16 protein-coding genes are annotated in these 17,920 nt (G+C 71.1%); 9 read left to right on the top strand and 7 right to left on the bottom strand.

The window, feature by feature from the left end; all coding sequences use genetic code 11:
• The first annotated feature begins 48 nt into the window (after positions 1-48).
• Both AB0M70_RS20260 and AB0M70_RS20255 read left to right on the top strand, forming a co-directional pair.
• A complete protein-coding gene (locus tag AB0M70_RS20260) occupies positions 49-705 on the top strand; it encodes a helix-turn-helix domain-containing protein (RefSeq protein ID WP_365821337.1) in 657 nt (218 codons plus the stop codon).
• A 78-nt stretch (positions 706-783) separates the two neighbouring features.
• Positions 784-2,298 (top strand): MFS transporter, encoded by a 1,515-nt coding sequence (locus tag AB0M70_RS20255; protein WP_363211790.1) that lies wholly within the window; start codon positions 784-786, stop codon positions 2,296-2,298.
• Positions 2,299-2,323: 25 nt separating this feature from the next.
• Here AB0M70_RS20255 and AB0M70_RS20250 read toward each other — a convergent pair whose 3' ends face one another.
• Positions 2,324-2,857 (bottom strand): MarR family transcriptional regulator, encoded by a 534-nt coding sequence (locus tag AB0M70_RS20250; protein WP_365821336.1) that lies wholly within the window; start codon positions 2,855-2,857, stop codon positions 2,324-2,326.
• Positions 2,858-2,985: 128 nt separating this feature from the next.
• Between AB0M70_RS20250 and AB0M70_RS20245 the strand changes: the two genes are divergently transcribed.
• Complete coding sequence (locus tag AB0M70_RS20245) at positions 2,986-3,774, top strand: class III extradiol ring-cleavage dioxygenase (RefSeq protein WP_365821335.1); 789 nt, start codon at positions 2,986-2,988, stop codon at positions 3,772-3,774.
• Positions 3,775-3,793: 19 nt separating this feature from the next.
• Here the strand turns inward: AB0M70_RS20245 and AB0M70_RS20240 are convergent, their stop codons facing one another.
• Both AB0M70_RS20240 and AB0M70_RS20235 read right to left on the bottom strand, forming a co-directional pair.
• Complete coding sequence (locus AB0M70_RS20240) at positions 3,794-4,846, bottom strand: questin oxidase family protein (protein ID WP_365821334.1); 1,053 nt, start codon at positions 4,844-4,846, stop codon at positions 3,794-3,796.
• Between the two features lie 92 nt (positions 4,847-4,938).
• Positions 4,939-5,481 (bottom strand): N-acetyltransferase family protein, encoded by a 543-nt coding sequence (locus AB0M70_RS20235; RefSeq protein WP_365821333.1) that lies wholly within the window; start codon positions 5,479-5,481, stop codon positions 4,939-4,941.
• A 184-nt stretch (positions 5,482-5,665) separates the two neighbouring features.
• Here AB0M70_RS20235 and AB0M70_RS20230 point away from each other — a divergent pair, with 184 nt between their 5' ends.
• Positions 5,666-6,673 (top strand): sigma-70 family RNA polymerase sigma factor, encoded by a 1,008-nt coding sequence (locus AB0M70_RS20230; protein WP_365821332.1) that lies wholly within the window; start codon positions 5,666-5,668, stop codon positions 6,671-6,673.
• A gap of 583 nt (positions 6,674-7,256) precedes the next feature.
• Here the strand turns inward: AB0M70_RS20230 and AB0M70_RS20225 are convergent.
• Positions 7,257-8,216 (bottom strand): YafY family protein, encoded by a 960-nt coding sequence (locus tag AB0M70_RS20225; RefSeq protein WP_365821331.1) that lies wholly within the window; start codon positions 8,214-8,216, stop codon positions 7,257-7,259.
• A 170-nt stretch (positions 8,217-8,386) separates the two neighbouring features.
• Between AB0M70_RS20225 and AB0M70_RS20220 the strand changes: the two genes are divergently transcribed.
• The 5 genes from AB0M70_RS20220 to AB0M70_RS20200 all read left to right on the top strand — a co-directional run bounded on the left by AB0M70_RS20220 (position 8,387) and on the right by AB0M70_RS20200 (position 14,408).
• Positions 8,387-9,973, top strand: coding sequence for an MFS transporter (locus AB0M70_RS20220; RefSeq protein ID WP_365821330.1), 1,587 nt, complete (start codon positions 8,387-8,389; stop codon positions 9,971-9,973).
• A gap of 176 nt (positions 9,974-10,149) precedes the next feature.
• Complete coding sequence (locus AB0M70_RS20215; RefSeq protein ID WP_365821556.1) at positions 10,150-10,911, top strand: DeoR/GlpR family DNA-binding transcription regulator; 762 nt, start codon at positions 10,150-10,152, stop codon at positions 10,909-10,911.
• Between the two features lie 62 nt (positions 10,912-10,973).
• A complete protein-coding gene (gene pfkB, locus AB0M70_RS20210; RefSeq protein WP_365821555.1) occupies positions 10,974-11,921 on the top strand; it encodes a 1-phosphofructokinase in 948 nt (315 codons plus the stop codon).
• 94 nt (positions 11,922-12,015) lie between these two features.
• The gene (locus tag AB0M70_RS20205) at positions 12,016-14,025 is read left to right on the top strand and encodes a fructose-specific PTS transporter subunit EIIC (RefSeq protein ID WP_365821329.1); all 2,010 of its coding nucleotides are present in this window, start codon (positions 12,016-12,018) and stop codon (positions 14,023-14,025) included.
• A 128-nt stretch (positions 14,026-14,153) separates the two neighbouring features.
• Positions 14,154-14,408, top strand: a complete 255-nt coding sequence (locus tag AB0M70_RS20200; RefSeq protein ID WP_365821328.1) for a hypothetical protein — start codon at positions 14,154-14,156, stop codon at positions 14,406-14,408.
• Positions 14,409-14,433: 25 nt separating this feature from the next.
• Here the strand turns inward: AB0M70_RS20200 and AB0M70_RS20195 are convergent, their stop codons facing one another.
• From AB0M70_RS20195 to AB0M70_RS20185, 3 genes are all read right to left on the bottom strand, one after another.
• Positions 14,434-15,225 (bottom strand): DUF6227 family protein, encoded by a 792-nt coding sequence (locus tag AB0M70_RS20195; RefSeq protein ID WP_365821327.1) that lies wholly within the window; start codon positions 15,223-15,225, stop codon positions 14,434-14,436.
• A gap of 174 nt (positions 15,226-15,399) precedes the next feature.
• Positions 15,400-16,635, bottom strand: coding sequence for an Ig-like domain-containing protein (locus AB0M70_RS20190; protein ID WP_365821326.1), 1,236 nt, complete (start codon positions 16,633-16,635; stop codon positions 15,400-15,402).
• A gap of 144 nt (positions 16,636-16,779) precedes the next feature.
• Positions 16,780-17,877 carry a P1 family peptidase gene (locus AB0M70_RS20185; protein WP_365821325.1) on the bottom strand — a complete coding sequence of 366 codons (1,098 nt, stop codon included), beginning with the start codon at positions 17,875-17,877 and terminating at the stop codon, positions 16,780-16,782.
• Between the last annotated feature and the right edge of the window lie 43 nt (positions 17,878-17,920).

The following is a 17,920-nucleotide window of genomic DNA, read 5'->3' as shown; positions in this document are numbered from 1 at the left end:
GCTCCGGCACCGTCCGGAGGCTCGACCGCAGACTTGAGGAGAGTCGTCGTGGAAACCGCCACCGCCGCGCAGCGCCGCACGTCCCGCCCGCGGGCCGACGCCCTGCGCAACCGGGAGCGGATCGTCGCCGCCGCACGCGAGATGTTCGTCGAGTTCGGCCCCGATGTGCCGCTCGACGAGGTCGCGCGCCGCGCAGGCGTCGGCAACGCCACGGTCTACCGGCACTTCTCCGACCGTTCCGAACTGGTCCACCAGGTCGTCCTGATGGTCACCGACCGCGTCTCGGCCCACGCCGAGGCGGCCATCGTGGCCGCGGACGCCGACCCGAGTGTCGCGTTCGACGTCCTGCGCCGGTTCGTCCATGCCTCCGCCGACGAGCGCATCGGTGCCCTGTGCCCGATCCTCCAGGCGGCCTTCGACCCCGATCACCCGGATCTGGTCGATGCCCGTGAGCGGCTCGAAGCCGTGATCGACGGGCTCATGCAACGGGCGCGCGCGGCCGGGCAGCTGCGCACCGACATCGCCGTCGGGGACCTGATGGTCGCCCTCTCCCAGCTCACGAGGCCGCTGCCCGGCACGGCGTGCCCGAACATGGACCGTTTCGTCCACCGTCATCTGCAGCTGTTCCTCGACGGCCTGATGGCGCCGGCCCGCTCCGAGCTGCCCGGTGAGGCGGCGACCTTGGAGGACCTCCGCCAGTCCTGAGCCCGCCTGACCCGGGCCGCTCGAACGCATCGCTTTCCGTCACTTTTTCACCACACGTACCGCTAGGTGGCTACTCCCATGTCAGAAACAGATCCCAGGCGCTGGAAAGCGCTGATCTTCATCGCGCTCGCGCAGCTGATGGTCGTCCTCGACGCGACCATCGTGAACATCGCGCTGCCCTCCGCCCAACAGGACCTGGGCATCTCGGACGGCAACCGCCAGTGGGTCATCACGGCCTACGCCCTGGCCTTCGGTGGTCTGCTGCTCTTCGGTGGCCGCATAGCCGACCTCTGGGGCCGCAAGCGCACCTTCGTGACCGGCCTGATCGGTTTCGCCGCGGCCTCCGCGCTCGGCGGCGCGGCCACCGGCGAGGCCATGATGCTGGGCGCCCGCGCCCTGCAGGGTGTGTTCGGCGCACTGCTCGCGCCCGCCGCCCTCTCGCTGCTCGCCGTGATGTTCACCGATGCCAAGGAGCGCGCCAAGGCGTTCGGCATCTACGGTGCGATCGCCGGTGGTGGTGGCGCCGTGGGCCTGATCCTCGGCGGCTTCCTCACCGAGTACCTGAACTGGCGCTGGACGTTCTTCGTGAACATCCCGTTCGCCGCCGTCGCCGCGATCGGTGCCTACTTCGTCATCCGTGAGCCGGCCGGCGCCCGCAACCGCTCGCCGCTCGACATCCCGGGTGTGGTCCTGTCCACCCTCGGTCTGGTCTCCCTCGTCTACGGCTTCACGCGCGCCGAGTCGGCCGGCTGGTCGGACTCCCTGACGATCGGCATGTTCGTCGGCTCCGCCGTCCTGCTCGCCGCGTTCGTCCTCACCGAGGCGAAGGTCAAGTCGCCGCTGCTCCCGCTGCGCGTCCTGACCGAGCGCAACCGCGGTGGCGTCTACCTCTCGCTCGGCCTCGCGATCATCGCGATGTTCGGCCTGTTCCTCTTCCTCACGTACTACCTGCAGATCGTCAAGGGCTTCTCGCCGGTCAAGACCGGCTTCGCGTTCCTGCCGATGATCGTCGGCATGATCACGGGCTCCACGCAGATCGGCGCCCGCCTGATGACCCGCGTCGCGCCGCGCCTCCTGATGGGTCCGGGCTTCGTGGTCGCGGCGATCGGCATGCTGCTCCTGACGCAGCTGGAGATCGGCACCTCGTACGCCGGTCTGATCCTGCCCGCGCAGCTGCTGCTCGGCCTCGGCATGGGTACGGCGTTCATGCCCGCCATGTCGCTGGCCACGCACGGTGTGGAGCCGCGTGACTCGGGTGTCGCCTCCGCGATGGTCAACACCTCGCAGCAGGTCGGCGGCGCCATCGGCACCGCTCTCCTGAACACCATCGCCGCCTCCGCCACGACCGCGTACATCGCGGACCACGCGGCGGGTGCGACGACTCCCGCGGCCCAGAAGCTGGTCCAGGCGCAGGCCATGGTCGAGGGCTACACCAGCGCGATCTGGTGGGCCGTCGGCATCCTGGCCGCCGCCGCGGCGATCGCCTTCGCCCTGATCAACACCGGCGCCCAGAGCGGCGCTCCGGCCGCCTCGGGCTCCGGTGACGGCGAGGGCGTCGAGGACGAGATCAGGATTCCGGTGGTCGCGCACTGACCCCGGTGGCTCAGGGGGAGGCGGCCTAGCGGAGCCAGGGCAGGTCCGCTCCCGCCTCCTTCGGCTGAAGTCCCTCGGCGACGATCACCATGATCTCGCCGAGGGATTTCTGCTGTTCCGGGGTGAGCCGGTCGAAGAGTGCCTGGCGCACCGCGGTGACATGGCCGGGCGCGGTCCTGCGCAGGACCTCGTACCCGTCGTCGGTGAGGATCGCGAACTGGCCGCGCTTGTCGGAGGGGCAGTCCTCGCGGCGCACCCAGCCGTTCTTCTCCAGGCGCGCGACGGCGTGCGAGAGACGGGACCGGGTGATCTTGGTGTTCCTGGCCAGCTCCGTCATGCGCATGCGGCGCCGCGGGGCGACGGAGAGCTGGACCAGGAGGCCGTAGTAGATGTGCGGCATGCCGGCGTCACGCTGCAACTGGCGGTCGAGGTGATCCTCCAGGAGCGTGGTGGCCTGCAGATACGCGAGCCAGGTGCGCTGTTCCTCGTCGTCGAGCCAGCGCGGTTCCCCGTCGGGAAGGTCGGGGGAAGAAGTGGGTGCCGTGTCCATGTACTCCACTGTACGCAGCCCTTCCTTGAAAGTTAAACAATAGGGGAGTAGGGTCATCGTCGAGAAAGCTTGAGAGTTAAAGCAAAAGCCACCGTGTGTGAGTGAACCGTTCCCCGTACGTCCTCGGAGGTGCCGCCATGACCGCGACCCAGGAGCGCATGCCCGCCCTGTATCTCAGCCACGGCGCGCCGCCGCTGGCCGACGACGCGCTCTGGCCGGACCAGCTCCGTGCCTGGTCGGCGGGGCTGCCGCGCCCCAAGGCCATCCTCATGGTCTCCGCCCACTGGGAGGAGGCCCCGCTCGCGCTCGGCGCGACCGGGACGACCCCGCTGGTCTACGACTTCTGGGGCTTCCCCGAGCACTACTACCAGGTCACGTACGCCGCCCCGGGCGCCCCCCAACTGGCCGATTCCGTACGCAAACTGCTGCGCGGGGCGGGTACGCCGGTGCAGGACATCCCGGATCGCGGGCTCGACCACGGAGCGTATGTCCCGCTCGTCGAGATGTATCCCGACGCGGACGTCCCCGTGCTCCAGATCTCCCTGCCGACCCTCGACCCGGGCCGCCTCCTCGACATCGGCCGCAAGCTCGCGCCGCTGCGGGACGAGGGCGTGCTGATCGTCGGCAGCGGCTTCTTCACGCACAATCTGGCCGCGCTGCGCCAACTGGACCGCGGTGTGCCGTCGTGGTCCGTGGAGTTCGACGCATGGGGGCACGAGGCGCTCGACGCGGGCGACATCGACGCTCTCCTCGACTTCCGGCACAAGTCTCCGGCGGGCGAGCTCGCACATCCGCGCACGGAGCACTTCGCGCCCCTGTTCGTGACGCTGGGGGCCGCGGAGGCCGCGGGGGACCTCGGCGGGCAGCGCAGTGTGATCGACGGGTTCTGGATGGGGCTCGCGAAGAGGTCCGTGCAGTTCGGCTGACCGCTTTCAGCTGACCGCTCTAGGCGAGCGGTTCGCTGATCTCGATGGCGCGCAGGGCCGCCGTCAGGGCGAGCTCGTCGCCCACGTCCAGCGCCGTGTCGGCGAACTTGATGACGTGCTCGTCGCCGTGAGCCAGGGCCCGCTCGAAGACCTCCTCGGGGGCGAAGGTGCCGGGCGCGGTGTACGTGACCGGGGCGTCGGGGGCGTACATCGAGGTCACGGCCGCCGACGCCGTCCAGGCCGCGTGCAGGCTCGGCGCCCACAGGGTGCGGGGCAGCGCGGGAAGCGCCCGCAGCACGGCGTTGGGCGCCGTCGACGCGTGCACCAGCATCGTCGCCTCGCCGTGGCCGTGCGTGGCGTACCGGTGGGTCGCCGCCCGCACCAGCTCGGTGAGCCCGCGGCGCGCCTCGTCCGGATCCGTCACGGTGGCCGCCCACGCGGGCAGGCCCACGACCCGGCCCAGCCTTGCCGGGAAGCCGCCGCTGTCCCTGTCCGGGATCGGCTCTACGGCGTCCAGGGCGGCGGCCGCGGTGCCGGTGCCCGGCGGCAGGAGCGCGATGCCGGTGACGGGGTGGTGGCGGGCGGCCCAGTAGCCGAGGCCGTGCGCGAGTTCGGTGACGCGGGGTCCGGTCTCCTCGCCGGACAGGAGCGTGCGCACCGCGTGGCCGACGCGGATCACCGGGTGCGTGGAACCGCCGTACAGGCCCGGCAGCAGGCGCGGCCACCAGGCGGCGAGCACCTCGCGCCACGGGCGTTCACCGACCTGCCGGCCGAAGTACGCAATCCAGTCCGCCGCCCGGCGCGGATCGCCGAGGGCCTCGCGCCAGTTGTCGGCGGTGATTGTTCCGACCGAGCCCGGGTACTCCTCCAACTTCGGCGCGTACAGCTCGAGCCAGCGGTGGACGGCACCGGAGTGGCCGTGCGCGGCGAGCGCCTCGACGGCCATCGGGGCGTGGTTGGTGAGCCGTCCGAGCCGCTCGGGGCCCGAGGCGTGCAGGCGCTGCAGGGCCTCGTCGAGGGTGCCGGTGGTGTCGGCTGCGGCGTCGGCTCTGCTGTCTGCGGTGGCGTCCATGGCGGCACGGTAGGCGGGTCCGGGCGCGGGCGTAACGGCCTTGCGGCCTAGGTCAGGCCTAGGTCAGGGCTTAGGGCGGGCCGGGTCGGGACCTAGGACCCGCTTCGGTGCCGGGGGCCGAGGGGACGCTCGTACCAGGCGACGTCCCAGTAGCGGCCGAACTTGCGGCCCACCTCGCGGTACGTGCCGACGTGCCGGAAGCCGAAACGTTCGTGGAGGCGGCCGGAAGCGACGTTCGGCTGGGCGATCCCGGCGTAGGCGCGATGCAGGTCCTCGCCCTCGAGGGCCTCGAAGAGCGCCTTGTAGAGCAGGGTGCCGATGCCGCGGCCCGCGGCATCCGGCGCGCAGTACACGCTCACTTCCACCGAGGTGGCGTACGCGGGCTTGACCCGGAAAGGAGAACTCGTGACGTACCCGAGGATCAGGCCGGAATCCCGCTCCTGGGCAACCAAGAGGCGGTGGGGGCCGTCTTCAGGGTGGGAGAGCAGCCAAGGGCGGCGCTCTTCCGGCAGAAAGACGGCCGTGTCGAAGGTGATCGCCGTCTCGCGTACGTAGTGGTTGTAGATGGCGGTCAGGGCCTCCAGATCGGCCTCCGAGCCCGGCCTGACCTGCACCTCGTCACGCTCCGACGACATCCCGCCTCCCTTTGTGGCGGCACAGGGTACTGCAACGTCAGGAAAATAGTTACGCGGCTTGGGAATTCTGTCCGGATTCCAGTCGTTGTTTCCATCGGAAGCAGGGCACCCGCGAGGGTGTGGTTTCCACCACAGAGGCCCGTGAAAAGGGCCGACCAGGACCTCCACACGCAAGGGAGCACGCATGGCAACCCGTGCCGTCGCCCGTCGTAAGTCCGCCTCCTCCGGCGAGACCGACGCGGCACGCAGTGTTCGCGCCGTAGGCGGGGAGATCGCCGACCGCGACCTGGTCGGCATGTACCTCGACGAGATCGCGCGTACGCCGCTGCTCGACGCCGCTAAGGAAGTCGAGCTGTCCCAGATCATCGAGGCCGGTGTGTATGCCCGGAAGATACTCGACGGCGACGTCGAGGACTCCGTCCCCGGCGCCTCCGCGTCCCGCGAGGAGCTCGAGGCGCTCGTCGCCGACGGCGAGCGGGCCAAGGACGTCTTCATCCGGTCGAACCTGCGTCTGGTCGTCGCCGTAGCTCGCCGCTATCCGCGCAGTGGTCTGCCGCTGCTCGACCTGATCCAGGAGGGGAACGCGGGCCTGGTCCGCGCGGTCGAGAAGTTCGACTACGCCAAGGGTTTCAAGTTCTCCACGTACGCCACGTGGTGGATCCGCCAGGCAATCACGCGCTCCATAGCCGACCAGTCCCGCACGATCCGGCTGCCCGTCCACCTGGTGGAGGAGCTCGGCCGCATCCGCCGGGTCATGCGCGAGTTCAACCGCAAGAACGGACGCGATCCCGAGCCGGAAGAGGTCGCGGCGGAGCTGGACACCACGCCCGCGCGTGTCACGGACGTCCTGGACTGGGCCCGTGACCCGGTCTCGCTCAACATGGGCGTGGACGACAACGGGGACACGCAGTTCGGTGACCTCCTCGAGGACACCTCCGCGGTCTCGCCCGAGCAGTCCGTCCTGACCCTGCTGCGCAGCGAGGAGCTGGACGATCTGATCGGCCGCCTCGACCAGCGCACGGCCTCCATCATCAAGATGCGGTACGGCATCGAGGACGGTCGCGAGCGGACGCTGACGGAGGTGGGCAAGCAGCATGGTCTGACGCGGGAGCGGATTCGCCAGATCGAGAAGCATGCGTTGCTCGAGCTGAAGAAGTTGGCTCGGGACACGGGCTTCGACGCGGCCGCCTGAGCGGCGCGCAAGGCCGCCCCTTAACTGAGCCCCGGCGCCATCCCCCCCGGCACCGGGGCTCACCCCTACCCGGGCTGGCGAACCCGTTGCCCGGCGCACGGTCCTCCCCGCTCCGCGCGGAAGCGACGGGCCGCATGCCCGGCTTACCGGGTTCCCCGAGCTCCGCGCAGACCTGACCCGCGCTCCGGGCGGATGCCCCCCACCCGCCCACCCATCACCCCGGTTGCCTTCCTCGGCCACCCCGGGGTGTCCGTCGCCCTGCGCCACCCGCCCCGTCCCGGGGCTCACTCCTGTCCGGGGGCGGCGGGGCGCCTGCTCGGCGTACCGGCCTCCCCGCGCTCCGCGCAAACCTGAACCGCGCTCCGCGCGGATATCTCCCGCCCGCCCACCCATCACCCGGGGGTCTTCGCCCGCACTCTCGTTACTCCCGGGCAATCGGGTGGGTGGGTGGGAAAAATCCGCGCGGAGCGCGGCTCAGGATCGGCCCCCACGGTCTGCAGGCGCCGGCACGAGGCGGCCGTGAGGCTGGACCGCGGGGCGGCCCTGGGGCATGGGCCAAGGCCGTGGGCGGCATCGGGACCGGTCAGGGAGACGACGCTCGCGTCAAGCGGGAGCCCAAGGCCCGGAGGGTAGTTACCAGTTCCGGTGGGCCGTGGGCCACGAAATCGCAGCCCGCAGTAGCCAGCCGCACCGCGAGCCATTCGATGGAGTCCGTCACCTCCGAGCGGAGCCGGCACCTCGTGGGCGAAAGGGGCTCCGGCGTACCCAGCGCCGAGGGGAACGCCCCGGCGACGGCCTCCGCGGACGCCTCGAACGTCACGTCGACCGCGTACGAAGGCTGACTCCGCCACATCGACCGGCGGATGAACTCCGCCGCGTCCCCCGCGGGCAGCTCCCGCGGCACGAAGCGCGCCCCGGTCGCGAAGGGCGACGACACCCGGTCCACCCGGAACGTACGCCAGTCGTCCCGGTCGATGTCGTACGCGACCAGGTACCAGCGGCGCCCCGTCGACACCAGCCGGTGCGGCTCCGTCAGCCGGCGGGACTCCGTGCCGTCACCGGAGCGGTACGCGAAGCGCAGCCGCTCCTGGCCCGCCGCCGCGGACGCCATGACCGTAAGCGTCTCGGGCGCGATGCTCGCGCCGTCGCCGCTGGTCAGCGGGGTCGTCGCGATCTGGAGGGTCTGGACCCGGTGGCGCAGGCGCGACGGCAGGACCTGTTCCAGCTTCGCCAGGGCCCGGACCGACGCCTCCTCCACCCCCTCCACCGCATGCCCCGCCCCGGCCCGCAGCCCCACCGCGATCGCCACCGCCTCCTCGTCGTCCAGGACGAGCGGCGGCATCGCCTTCCCTGCGACGAGGCGGTAGCCACCGGTCGCCCCCTGGCTGGCCTGCACCGGATAGCCGAGGTCCCGCAGCCGGTCGATGTCGCGCCGCACCGTACGACGGCTGACGCCGAGCCGCTCCGACAGCTCCCCGCCCGGCCACTCGCGCGGGGTCTGGAGGAGGGAGAGAAGCTGCAGCAGCCGAGCCGGAGTGTCCATACCCCCGGACCCGGTGCCAGACCCAGCGCCGGAGTCGGACTTGTCCGAGGGTGTGCCCGAGCTCGTACCCGAAGTCGTACCCGAGGTCGTACCCGAAGTTCGTGTCATGTTTTTCAAGGTGCCGCCCATCTAGGACAAGCTATGGCCTATATGACTTCTAGTCTCCTCCCATGACTTACAGCAGCCCTGCCACCACACCCCCCGGATCGGACGCCGCCGCAGCCGACCGGCGCCGCTGGTTCGCCCTCGCCATCGTGATGACGGCGGCCTTCATGGACCTCGTCGACGTCACCATCGTCAACATCGCGATCCCGTCCATCCAGGAGGAGGCAGGCGCCTCGTACAGCCAGATCCAGTGGATCACCGCGGGCTACGCGCTCGCGTTCGCCGCCGGGCTCATCACCGGCGGGCGGCTCGGTGACATCCACGGGCGCAAGCGGATGTTCCTGATAGGGATCGGCGGCTTCACCCTCGCCTCCGCGCTCTGCGGGTTCGCCGCGAACCCGGAGATGCTGGTCGCGTCCCGCATCCTGCAGGGCGGCATGGCCGCGATGATGGTGCCGCAGGTCCTGTCGATCGTGCACGCCACGTTCCCCGCGCACGAGCGGGGCAAGGTCTTCGGGCTCTTCGGGATGATCGTGGGGCTCGGCGCCGTATCGGGGCCGCTGCTCGGCGCGCTGCTGACCCAGTGGAACCTGTTCGGTCTCGAATGGCGGCCGATCTTCCTCATCAACCTGCCCGTCGGCATCGCGGGTCTGATCCTCGGCAGCAAGTTCATCACCGAGTCCAAGGCGCCGAAGGCCCTCAAGCTCGACCTCGTCGGCGTCGTCCTCGTCACGCTCGGCCTGCTGATGGTGCTCTACCCGCTCACCCGCGGGCAGGAGCTGGACTGGCCGCTGTGGGGCCACGCCATGATGGTCGGCGGACTCCTCGTCTTCGTTGCGCTCATCGCGTACGAGAAGGCGAAGGCGGCCAAGGACGGTTCGCCGCTCGTGGAGCTGTCGCTGTTCAGAGTGAAGAGCTTCGCCGCGGGCATCGCGGTGCAGACCGTGTTCGGTGTCGCGATGGGCATCTTCTTCCTGGTCTGGACGGTCTACATGCAGACGGGACTCGGCTGGAGCGCCCTGCGGGCGGGCACGACCGGGGTGCCGTTCTCGATCGCCGTCTCGGTGGCGGCCGGCATGTCCGTGCAGAAGCTCGTGCCGCGCTTCGGACGCAAGGTGCTGCAGGGCGGCGCGCTCGTCATGGCCGCCGGAGTGCTGCTCTACATCTGGGAGGCGGACCGGTACGGCGCGGGCATCGCGTCCTGGCAGATGGCGCTGCCGCTGGTCGTGATGGGCGCGGGCATGGGATTCATCGTGGCGCCGCTGACCGACGCCATCCTGTCGGACGTGCCGCGTGAGCACTCCGGGTCGGCATCCGGGCTGCTCAACACCGTGCAGCAGATGGGTACGGCGCTGGGGCTCGGCCTGGTCTCGGTGGTGTTCTTCGGCGTGATCAACGAGAAGGCGGCGCGGAGCGAGATGCCCATGGAGATCGTGGGCGCGTTCCAGAACTCGCTGTGGTGGGTCGTCGGCGTACTCGTCGCCATCTTCCTGCTGATGTTCGCCCTGCCGTCGAAGCCGCGGCAGCACGTGGAGGGCGGCGACGTCGGCCATGACGGCGGCGGCGAGGACGCGGTTCTCGATGCCTCCGGTGACGAACTCGATGCCCCCGGTGACGAACTCGGCGAGCGGGAGCCCGCGTTGACCTCCTGAGCGCGGTAGCGACGGGGTGCGGCCCGGTGGAGCGACGAGCTCCACCCGGGCCGTTTTCGCGGCCCGAGAAGTCCGTTTGTGTCCGTGCGGAGTCCGAACCTGTGGACTTTGCGGCGAAGCAGTCGTACTCTGCAAGGGAAACCACACACTCGGGCATGCGGCGGAGGCAGACGGACATGTACGCACCGGAGCGGCAGCAGGAGATCCTGCGGCTCGCACGCGACGGCGGCCGGGTCGACGTCCTGTCGCTCGCCGAGGAGTTCCAGGTCACCGCCGAGACCATCCGGCGCGACCTGAAGGCCCTCGACCGGGCCGGGCTCGTCCGCCGCGTGCACGGCGGTGCCATACCGGCCGGACGCCTCGACTTCGAGCCCGACCTCGCCGAGCGCGAGGGGACGGCCGCCGACGAGAAGGACCGCATCGCCCACGCCGCCCTCGCCGAGCTGCCCGCCGAAGGCAGTGTCATCCTCGACGCCGGTTCGACCGTCGCCCGTCTCGCGGCCTCCCTGCCGCTGGACGCGACGTTCACCGTCGTCACGCACGGCCTCCCCACGGCCGCCCGCCTCGCCGACCACCCCGGCATCCAGCTCCACCTCATCGGGGGCCGCGTCCGCAGCCGTACGCGCGCCGCCGTCGACGCGTGGGCGCTGCGGGCGTACGGAGAGATCCGCGCCGACGTCCTCTTCGTCGCCGCGAACGGCTTCTCCGCGCAGTCCGGCCTGACCACCCCCGACCTCGCCGAAGCCGCCGTCAAGCGGGCGGCGATCGGCGCGGCCCGCCGCGTGGTGCTCCTCGCGGACTCCACCAAGCACGGGCAGGAGCACTTCGCGCGCTTCGGCGATCTGGGGGACGTGGATCTGCTGATCACCGACAGCGGCCTCAGCCCCGAGGACGCCGCGGCCATCGAGAGCGGCGGCACGGAGGTGATCCGGGCATGAGCGGCGCGGACACGCCCACGAGCCACACCACGCAGGTCAGCAACGAAACGGTACGTACGCGCATGATCCTCACCGTCACCCCCAACCCCTCCCTCGACCGCACCTACGAGGTCCCCTCGCTGGACCGCGGCGAGGTCATCCGGGCCACCGGTGACCGCATGGACCCGGGCGGCAAGGGCGTCAACGTGTCGAGGGCGGTCGCGGCGGCGGGCGCGGTGACGCTCGCGGTCCTGCCGCTCGGCGGCGCGCCCGGCGCACTCGTGGCCCAACTCCTCGACGAGCAGGGCATTCAGGTCGCGCCGGTCCCGGTCGCGGGCCAGACCCGCTCCAACATCGCGGTGGCCGAACCGGACGGAACCCTCACCAAGATCAACGCAGCCGGGCCCGAACTGAGCGCGGCCGAGGCCGAGTCGCTGCTCTCCACCGTGCGGGAGCGTTCGGTGGGCGCCGACTGGATCGCCTGCTGCGGCAGCCTGCCCCGCGGCCTCGCCCCCTCCTGGTACGCCGACCTGGTGGCCCGCGCGCACGCCGCCGGTGCCCGCATCGCCCTCGACACCTCGGGCCCCGCCCTGCTCGCCGCCCTCGCCGAACGTCCCGACGTCGTCAAGCCCAACGTGGAGGAGCTCGCCGAAGCCGTGGGCTGTCCCCTGGCGACCGTCGGCGACGCGGTCAAGGCGGCCGAGGAACTGCGGCAGCTCGGTGCGCGGGCCGTGCTCGCCAGCCTCGGCGCGGACGGCCAGCTCCTGGTGGACGACTCGGGCGCGTACTTCGCCTCCGCGCCGGTCGACGCCGTACGCAGCAACGTCGGAGCCGGTGACTCGTCCCTGGCCGGTTTCCTCGTCGCGGGCGGCACCGGCGTCACCGCCCTCGCCTCGGCCGTGGCGCACGGTGCGGCGGCGGTCCAGCTCCCCGGCAGCGCGATGCCGACCCCCGCCGACCTCGCGCCCGACGCCGTCACCGTCACGTCGGAGGTCCCCCTGGACCACGTACTGACGGAGCCGGCGTCATGACGTCCCGAACCCCCCGCAGCATCCCCGTCCCCACCCGCAGCACCCCCGTCCCCACCCCCGCCCTCCGGGCGATACGCGTGCGAAGGAGCCCGCGATGAGCGAGATGATCACCGCGGAACTGGTCGACCTCGAAATCGACCGGTCCGCCACAACCAAGGAAGCGGCGGCCCGTGCCCTCGCCGAGCGCATGGTGGCCCTGGGCCGGGTGACCGATCTGGACGGGTTCCTCGCCGACGTGGCGGCCCGCGAGGCGCAGATGCCGACCGGCCTCGACGGCGGCATCGGCATCCCGCACTGCCGCAGCGCCCACGTCACCGAGCCGACGCTGGCCTTCGGCCGCTCGGCCGAAGGCATCGACTTCGGGGCGCCGGACGGCCCCGCCGACCTGATCTTCCTGATCGCGGCCCCTGCGGGCGCGGACGACGCCCACCTGACGATTCTCTCCTCGCTGGCACGGCAGTTGATGGACGAGGAGTTCACGGGCGCGCTGCGGGCCGCCGCGGACGCGCAAACGGCGACCGACTTGATTCGGGGTCATGGGCGAGTGGGCGGGGAAGAAACCGCGCGCAGCGCGGCGGCAGAAGCCACCGACCCGCGGCCGGAGAACGACTCACCCCCGGCGGAGCCGTTCCGCATCGTCGCCGTCACCTCCTGCCCGACGGGCATCGCACACACGTACATGGCAGCGGAGTCCCTCGAGAACGCCGCCCGCGAGGCAGGCGTGGAGCTCACGGTCGAGACCCAGGGCTCAGCAGGCTTCACCCGCCTCGACCCGGCCGTCGTCGCCGCCGCGGACGCGGTGATCTTCGCGCACGACGTCCCCGTACGGGACAAGGACCGGTTCGGCGGGAAGCCCACCGTCGACGTCGGGGTGAAGGCAGGCATCAGCAGGCCCGCCGAGCTCATCGCCGAGGTGCGGGCGAAGGCGGCCCGCGGCGAGATCACCGCGGACGTCGGAGCGAGCCCCGTCGACAACGCCGGTGACAGCGGTGACGGTTACGGCACCAAGCTGCGCAAGTGGCTGATGTCCGGCGTCAGTTACATGGTCCCGTTCGTCGCGGCCGGCGGCCTCCTCATCGCACTCGGCTTCGCCATCGGCGGCTGGAAGATCGACAAGGCGCCGTCCGTCGCCGAGCACTTCGTGTGGACGGACACCACCAGCTGGGCCGCGCTCCTCTTTCAGATCGGCGGGCTCGCCTTCGCCTTCCTGGTGCCGGTCCTCGCGGGTTACATCGCGTACGGAATGGCCGACCGGCCAGGACTCGTCCCCGGCTTCGTCGGCGGTTCCGTCGCCGTCACGATCAATGCGGGCTTCCTGGGCGGCCTGGCGGCGGGCCTGATCGCGGGTGCGGTCGTCATGGGCATCCAGCGTGTGCGGATCCCGTCCGTCCTGCGCGGGATCATGCCTGTGGTCGTGATCCCGCTGATCTCGTCCGCGGTCGTCGGCTTCCTGATGTTCCTCGTCATCGGGAAGCCCATCGCCGAGCTGCAGAGTGCGCTCACGGACTGGCTGGAGGGCCTGTCCGGCGCCAACGCCATCATCCTCGGCGTCATCCTCGGCCTGATGATGTGCTTCGACCTCGGCGGCCCGCTGAACAAGGTCGCGTACGCCTTCGCCGTCGGCGGCCTCGCCAATCCGACCGAGGGCAGCCTCAAGGTCATGGCCGCGGTGATGGCGGCCGGCATGGTCCCGCCGCTCGCCATGGCCCTGGCCACGACGGTCCGCGGACGCCTCTTCACCAAGACCGAGCGCGAGAACGGCAAGGCGGCCTGGTTCCTCGGTGCCTCCTTCATCACGGAGGGCGCGATCCCGTTCGCCGCTGCCGACCCGCTGCGGGTGATCCCGGCGTCGATGGCGGGCGGCGCGGTCACCGGCGCCCTGTCGATGGCCTTCGGCTGCACGCTGCGGGCCCCGCACGGCGGCATCTTCGTGGTGCCGCTCATCGGGCAGCCGCTGCTGTACCTGGTGGCGATCGCCGCCGGGGTCGGCGTCTCGACCGTGGCGGTCATCCTGCTCAAGGGCGGCCGGAAGACGGCACCTTCGGAGAGCGGTGGCACGGGCGAGGACGCGGCGACGGAGAAGCGGGTGCCGGCGGCCGTCTGAGCCCGGCCGGCACGCGGTCCCGAAAGGTTCGGCCCCTATGCGGGGGGTTGTGCGACATGCGTCACTTCAGGACGTAAGTCCCACAACCCCCTGTCGTAAGCCCTGGATCGTGCTGTCTACTGTGCGGCATGTTCCAGAATGTCTCGATCCTCCAGCAGACAGGCGTGGCCGTCCTGGCCGCGGCGACCGTCGTCTGGGCCGTGGGCCTGGTGCGGGTGATGCGGCGCGACCAGGCCGACGTGGACGTCTGGCGTACGTCCCGGGCGCTGAGTGCGCTGCCCGCGCAGGCGGGCCCGCCGCGCGCCGAGACGGTCGAGCTGACGGCGGACGAGCGCGCCGCCTTCGCGGGCCTGGTACGGCAGTTCGGCGACGGCCGCCCCTGAGCCTCGCCCGGTGCGCGGGCGGCCCCTACTTCGTACGCTGCTGCGGGATGTTCCTGGCGCGCTGCTCCATCGCCGCGCGGGCCGCTTCCTCGGAGGCGTACACCTCGCAGCGGTGCCGCTTGTCGGGGGTGACCGTGTGCTCGACCTCCCAGAGGCTGAGCTCGCTGCCGTCGAAGAGCAGGAACGCGTGCTCGTAGAGCGAGAAGCAGAGGCGTGCCTCGCCGACCAGGCAGGGGCGGCCGAAGGCCTGCGTGATCTGGTGCGCGAACGCCGAGCGCAGTAAACGCTCCAGGTCCTCGCCGGGGCGCCCCTCGCTCACCGAGTTCTCCGCGCGGCGCAGCAGCCGGCGGCCGTGATCCGCGGAGTCGTCCGGCACGTACGTATGACGGGGTTCGTCGGTGACCGGGAGCTGGAGCACGACGGGCTGCTCACAGGCCGTGGAGGGCGTGTCGGGCGGGAGCGGCAGACGCGAGGTGGCGACCCCGGCCTCCTCCTCGTCCGCGTACAGCTCGTACTGGGCGTGGCTGCCGGGGCCCGTGTTGTGCACGAGCTCCCAGAGGGTGAGCGCGCCCGCGTCGGCGAGCAGCCACGTGTGGCGGTAGGTCTCGCGGTGCAGGCCCGCGCTGTGATGCGCGGAGTGCAGCGAACTGTCGTACGCCAGGGCCGAGTCCAGGCGCCCTATCGTGTCGTCCGGCAGGTCGAAGGAGTTCATGGCGCGGCGCAGAAGCCGCTCGAGATGCTCCTGCGGGGAGTGCGGAGAATTCTGCTCGGCAGACTGGGGCTCGTACGCCGTCTCGTACTCGTACGGAACGCTCAAGGTCTCTCCCGGCGTTGCTGCATGTCACCTTGTGAGTGCATACCGTAGCCCCTGGATCGGACATCATGTCCGGGAACTGGAAAACGTACGAGCCGCACGGCAAGTTCCCGTGCGGCTCGCGGTGTTGGGGCTGGTGAGAGGGGCTGGTGGGAGGAGTGGGAGCGGGGGCCGGGATCAGCCCGCGCTGCCCGCCGTCCACTCGCTCCAGGACATGTTCCAGCCGTTCAGGCCGTTGTCCGGGGCGATGGTCTCGTCCGGCGATCCCTTGACCGTCACGATGTCCCCGATGAGGGAGTTCTCGTAGAACCACGCGCCCGGCGTGCTGGAGTCGCCGGCGCCCTGCGCGTCCTGCAGTCCGACGCAGCCGTGGCTGGTGTTGGCGCTGCCGAAGATCGAGGGCGAGCCCCAGTAGTTGCCGTGGATGAAGGTGCCGGACGACGACAGGCGCATCGCGTGCGGGACGTCCTTGATGTCGTACTCACCGCCGAAGCCGACCGTGTCGCCGTTCATACGGGTCTGGGTGAACTTCTCGGAGATCACCATCTTCCCGTTGTACGTCGGGTTCGAGGGGCTGCCCGCGGAGATCGGGATGGTCTTGATGACCTTGCCGTCGCGCTCGACCGTCATCTTCTTGGTCTTCACGTCGACCGTGGAGACCTGCGCGCGGCCCACGGTGAAGCTGACCGTCTTGTTCTGTACGCCGGTGGCGCCGTCCGCGCCCTTCACGCCCTCCAGGTCGATCTTCATGGTGACCTTGGAGCCGGCCTTCCAGTACTCCTCGGGCCTGAAGTCCAGGCGCTGGTCGCCGAACCAGTGGCCCACGACCTTCTGGCCGCTGTCGGTGGTGACCTTGATGTGCGCCTTGACGGACTGCTTCTCGGTGATCGCCTTGTCGAAGTTGAAGGAGACCGGCATGCCGACGCCGACCTTCGTGCCGCCGTCGGGGGTGTAACTGCCGATGAAGCTGTTGGCCTTGGAGACGGTGGTGAAGATCGCGTTCTCCGTCGCCTCCTTGCCCTTGGTGTCCTTGGCGTTGGCCTCGATCTTGTACTTCATGCCGCGCTCCAGCTGGGCCTTGGGCTTCCAGCTGGTGCCGTCGGCGGAGAGCGTGCCGTCGACCGCCGCCCCGGTGGAGACCAGGGTCATCTTCACCTCGGTCAGCTTGCCGCCCTCGACCTTGACGCCGGTGGCGTTGATGGAGGCCCCGGTCGAGCCGTCCTTCGCCGAGATGGTGATGTCGGCGCCCTGGTTCTTGGCCTTGCCGTTCTTGCCGTCGCTGTCGCCGTCGGCGTCCGAGTCGCCGCCACAGGCCGTAAGGGCGAGCGCACCGACCGCGGCGAGCGCGGTGGCCGCCAGAAGGGTGCGCCGCCGGGGCTTGGCTATGTGCGACGTTGTCACGGGCTGCTCCATCTTTGTGCGAAGTGCGCGTTCTGATCCAGTAAGGCTTAAGAGCGGCCTACGGGCGGAGAGGTTCCTTCCGCTTGATGTGAGGGCGGGCACATGGACATGGCCGCTCGGCGGTCCAACGGGCCGTGCGCTGAGGTCATTCGGCAGTTACTCGGTCCGCTCGCCGTCGAGGCCGCTGTCGAGTCCGCCGTAAAGGTCCCGGTACGAGGGGAAGTTGCCGCCCGGTGTCTCGACGGACTCCGCGGCCAGGAGCGCCCTGACGATCGCCGCCGTCACCATGTCCGCGCCCGCCGCGAGGATTTCGTTCAGGGCGAGGGGCCGGTCGGCGGCCAGGGGGTGCTCGCCGGTCGCGAGGGCGAAGACGGTGTCCCCGTCGTTGAGGAGATGGACGGGGCGCACGGCGCGCGCCATGCCGTCGTGCGACGTGCCCGCGAGCTTCTGCGCCTGGGCCTTGGTGAGTTCGGCGTCCGTCGCGACCACGGCGAGGGTGGTGTTCAGCGGGGGAGGCCCGCCCTCGGCGGCGGCTTCGGCGAGCCGGCGCGTGGCCTCCTCGTGCACCTCGGGGGCGGGGTAGGCCACCCGCCGCCCCTCGAAGAACCGCCCGTACAGCGCGCCCGTCCCCGCGTCGACCCCCGAGCCCGCCGCGTTCGCCACGACCAGGGCGGCCACGGTGATGCCCGACTCCAGCAGAACGCTCGCGCTGCCGACCCCGCCCTTGACCTTCCCGACCACGGCGCCGGTGCCCGCGCCCACGTTCCCTTCCTCGACGGGCGTGAACGGCTCGCTGCCCGCGGCCGCCTCCACCGCGGCGCGGCCCGTCGTGGCGTCGGGGCGTGCCGTGAAGTCGCCGCCCCGGCCGAGGTCGAAGACACAGGCGGCCGGGACCACGGGGACGACGTGGGAGGGATCGGGGCCGACCCGCACGCCCCGGCCCCGCTCCTCCAGCCACGCCATCACGCCGGTCGCGGAGTCCAGGCCGTACGCGCTGCCGCCGGTCAGCACGACGGCCTCGACGCGCTGGACCAGGTTGCGGGGGTCGAGGGCGTCCGTCTCGCGGGTGCCGGGGCCGCCGCCGCGCACATCCACGGCCGCGACGGCGCCGCCCTCCGGGGCGAGCACGACCGTGGTGCCGGTGAGGTGGCCGACGTGGGTGGGCGCGACGCGGGTGGCATGGCCCACGCGAAGCCCGGCGACATCGGAGAGGGAGTGGGTGCGGGGCCTGGTGGAGGGGTTCGAGGAAGCCATGCCGCCTTGCGTATCACGCGGGGGAGCCCTCGAGGTCCGAACG

Source organism: Streptomyces sp. NPDC051214, assembly GCF_040682375.1.
GTDB lineage: Bacteria > Actinomycetota > Actinomycetes > Streptomycetales > Streptomycetaceae > Streptomyces.
The sequence above is the reverse complement of the archived record's forward strand: the minus strand, read 5'-3'. Positions and strand labels throughout refer to the sequence as shown.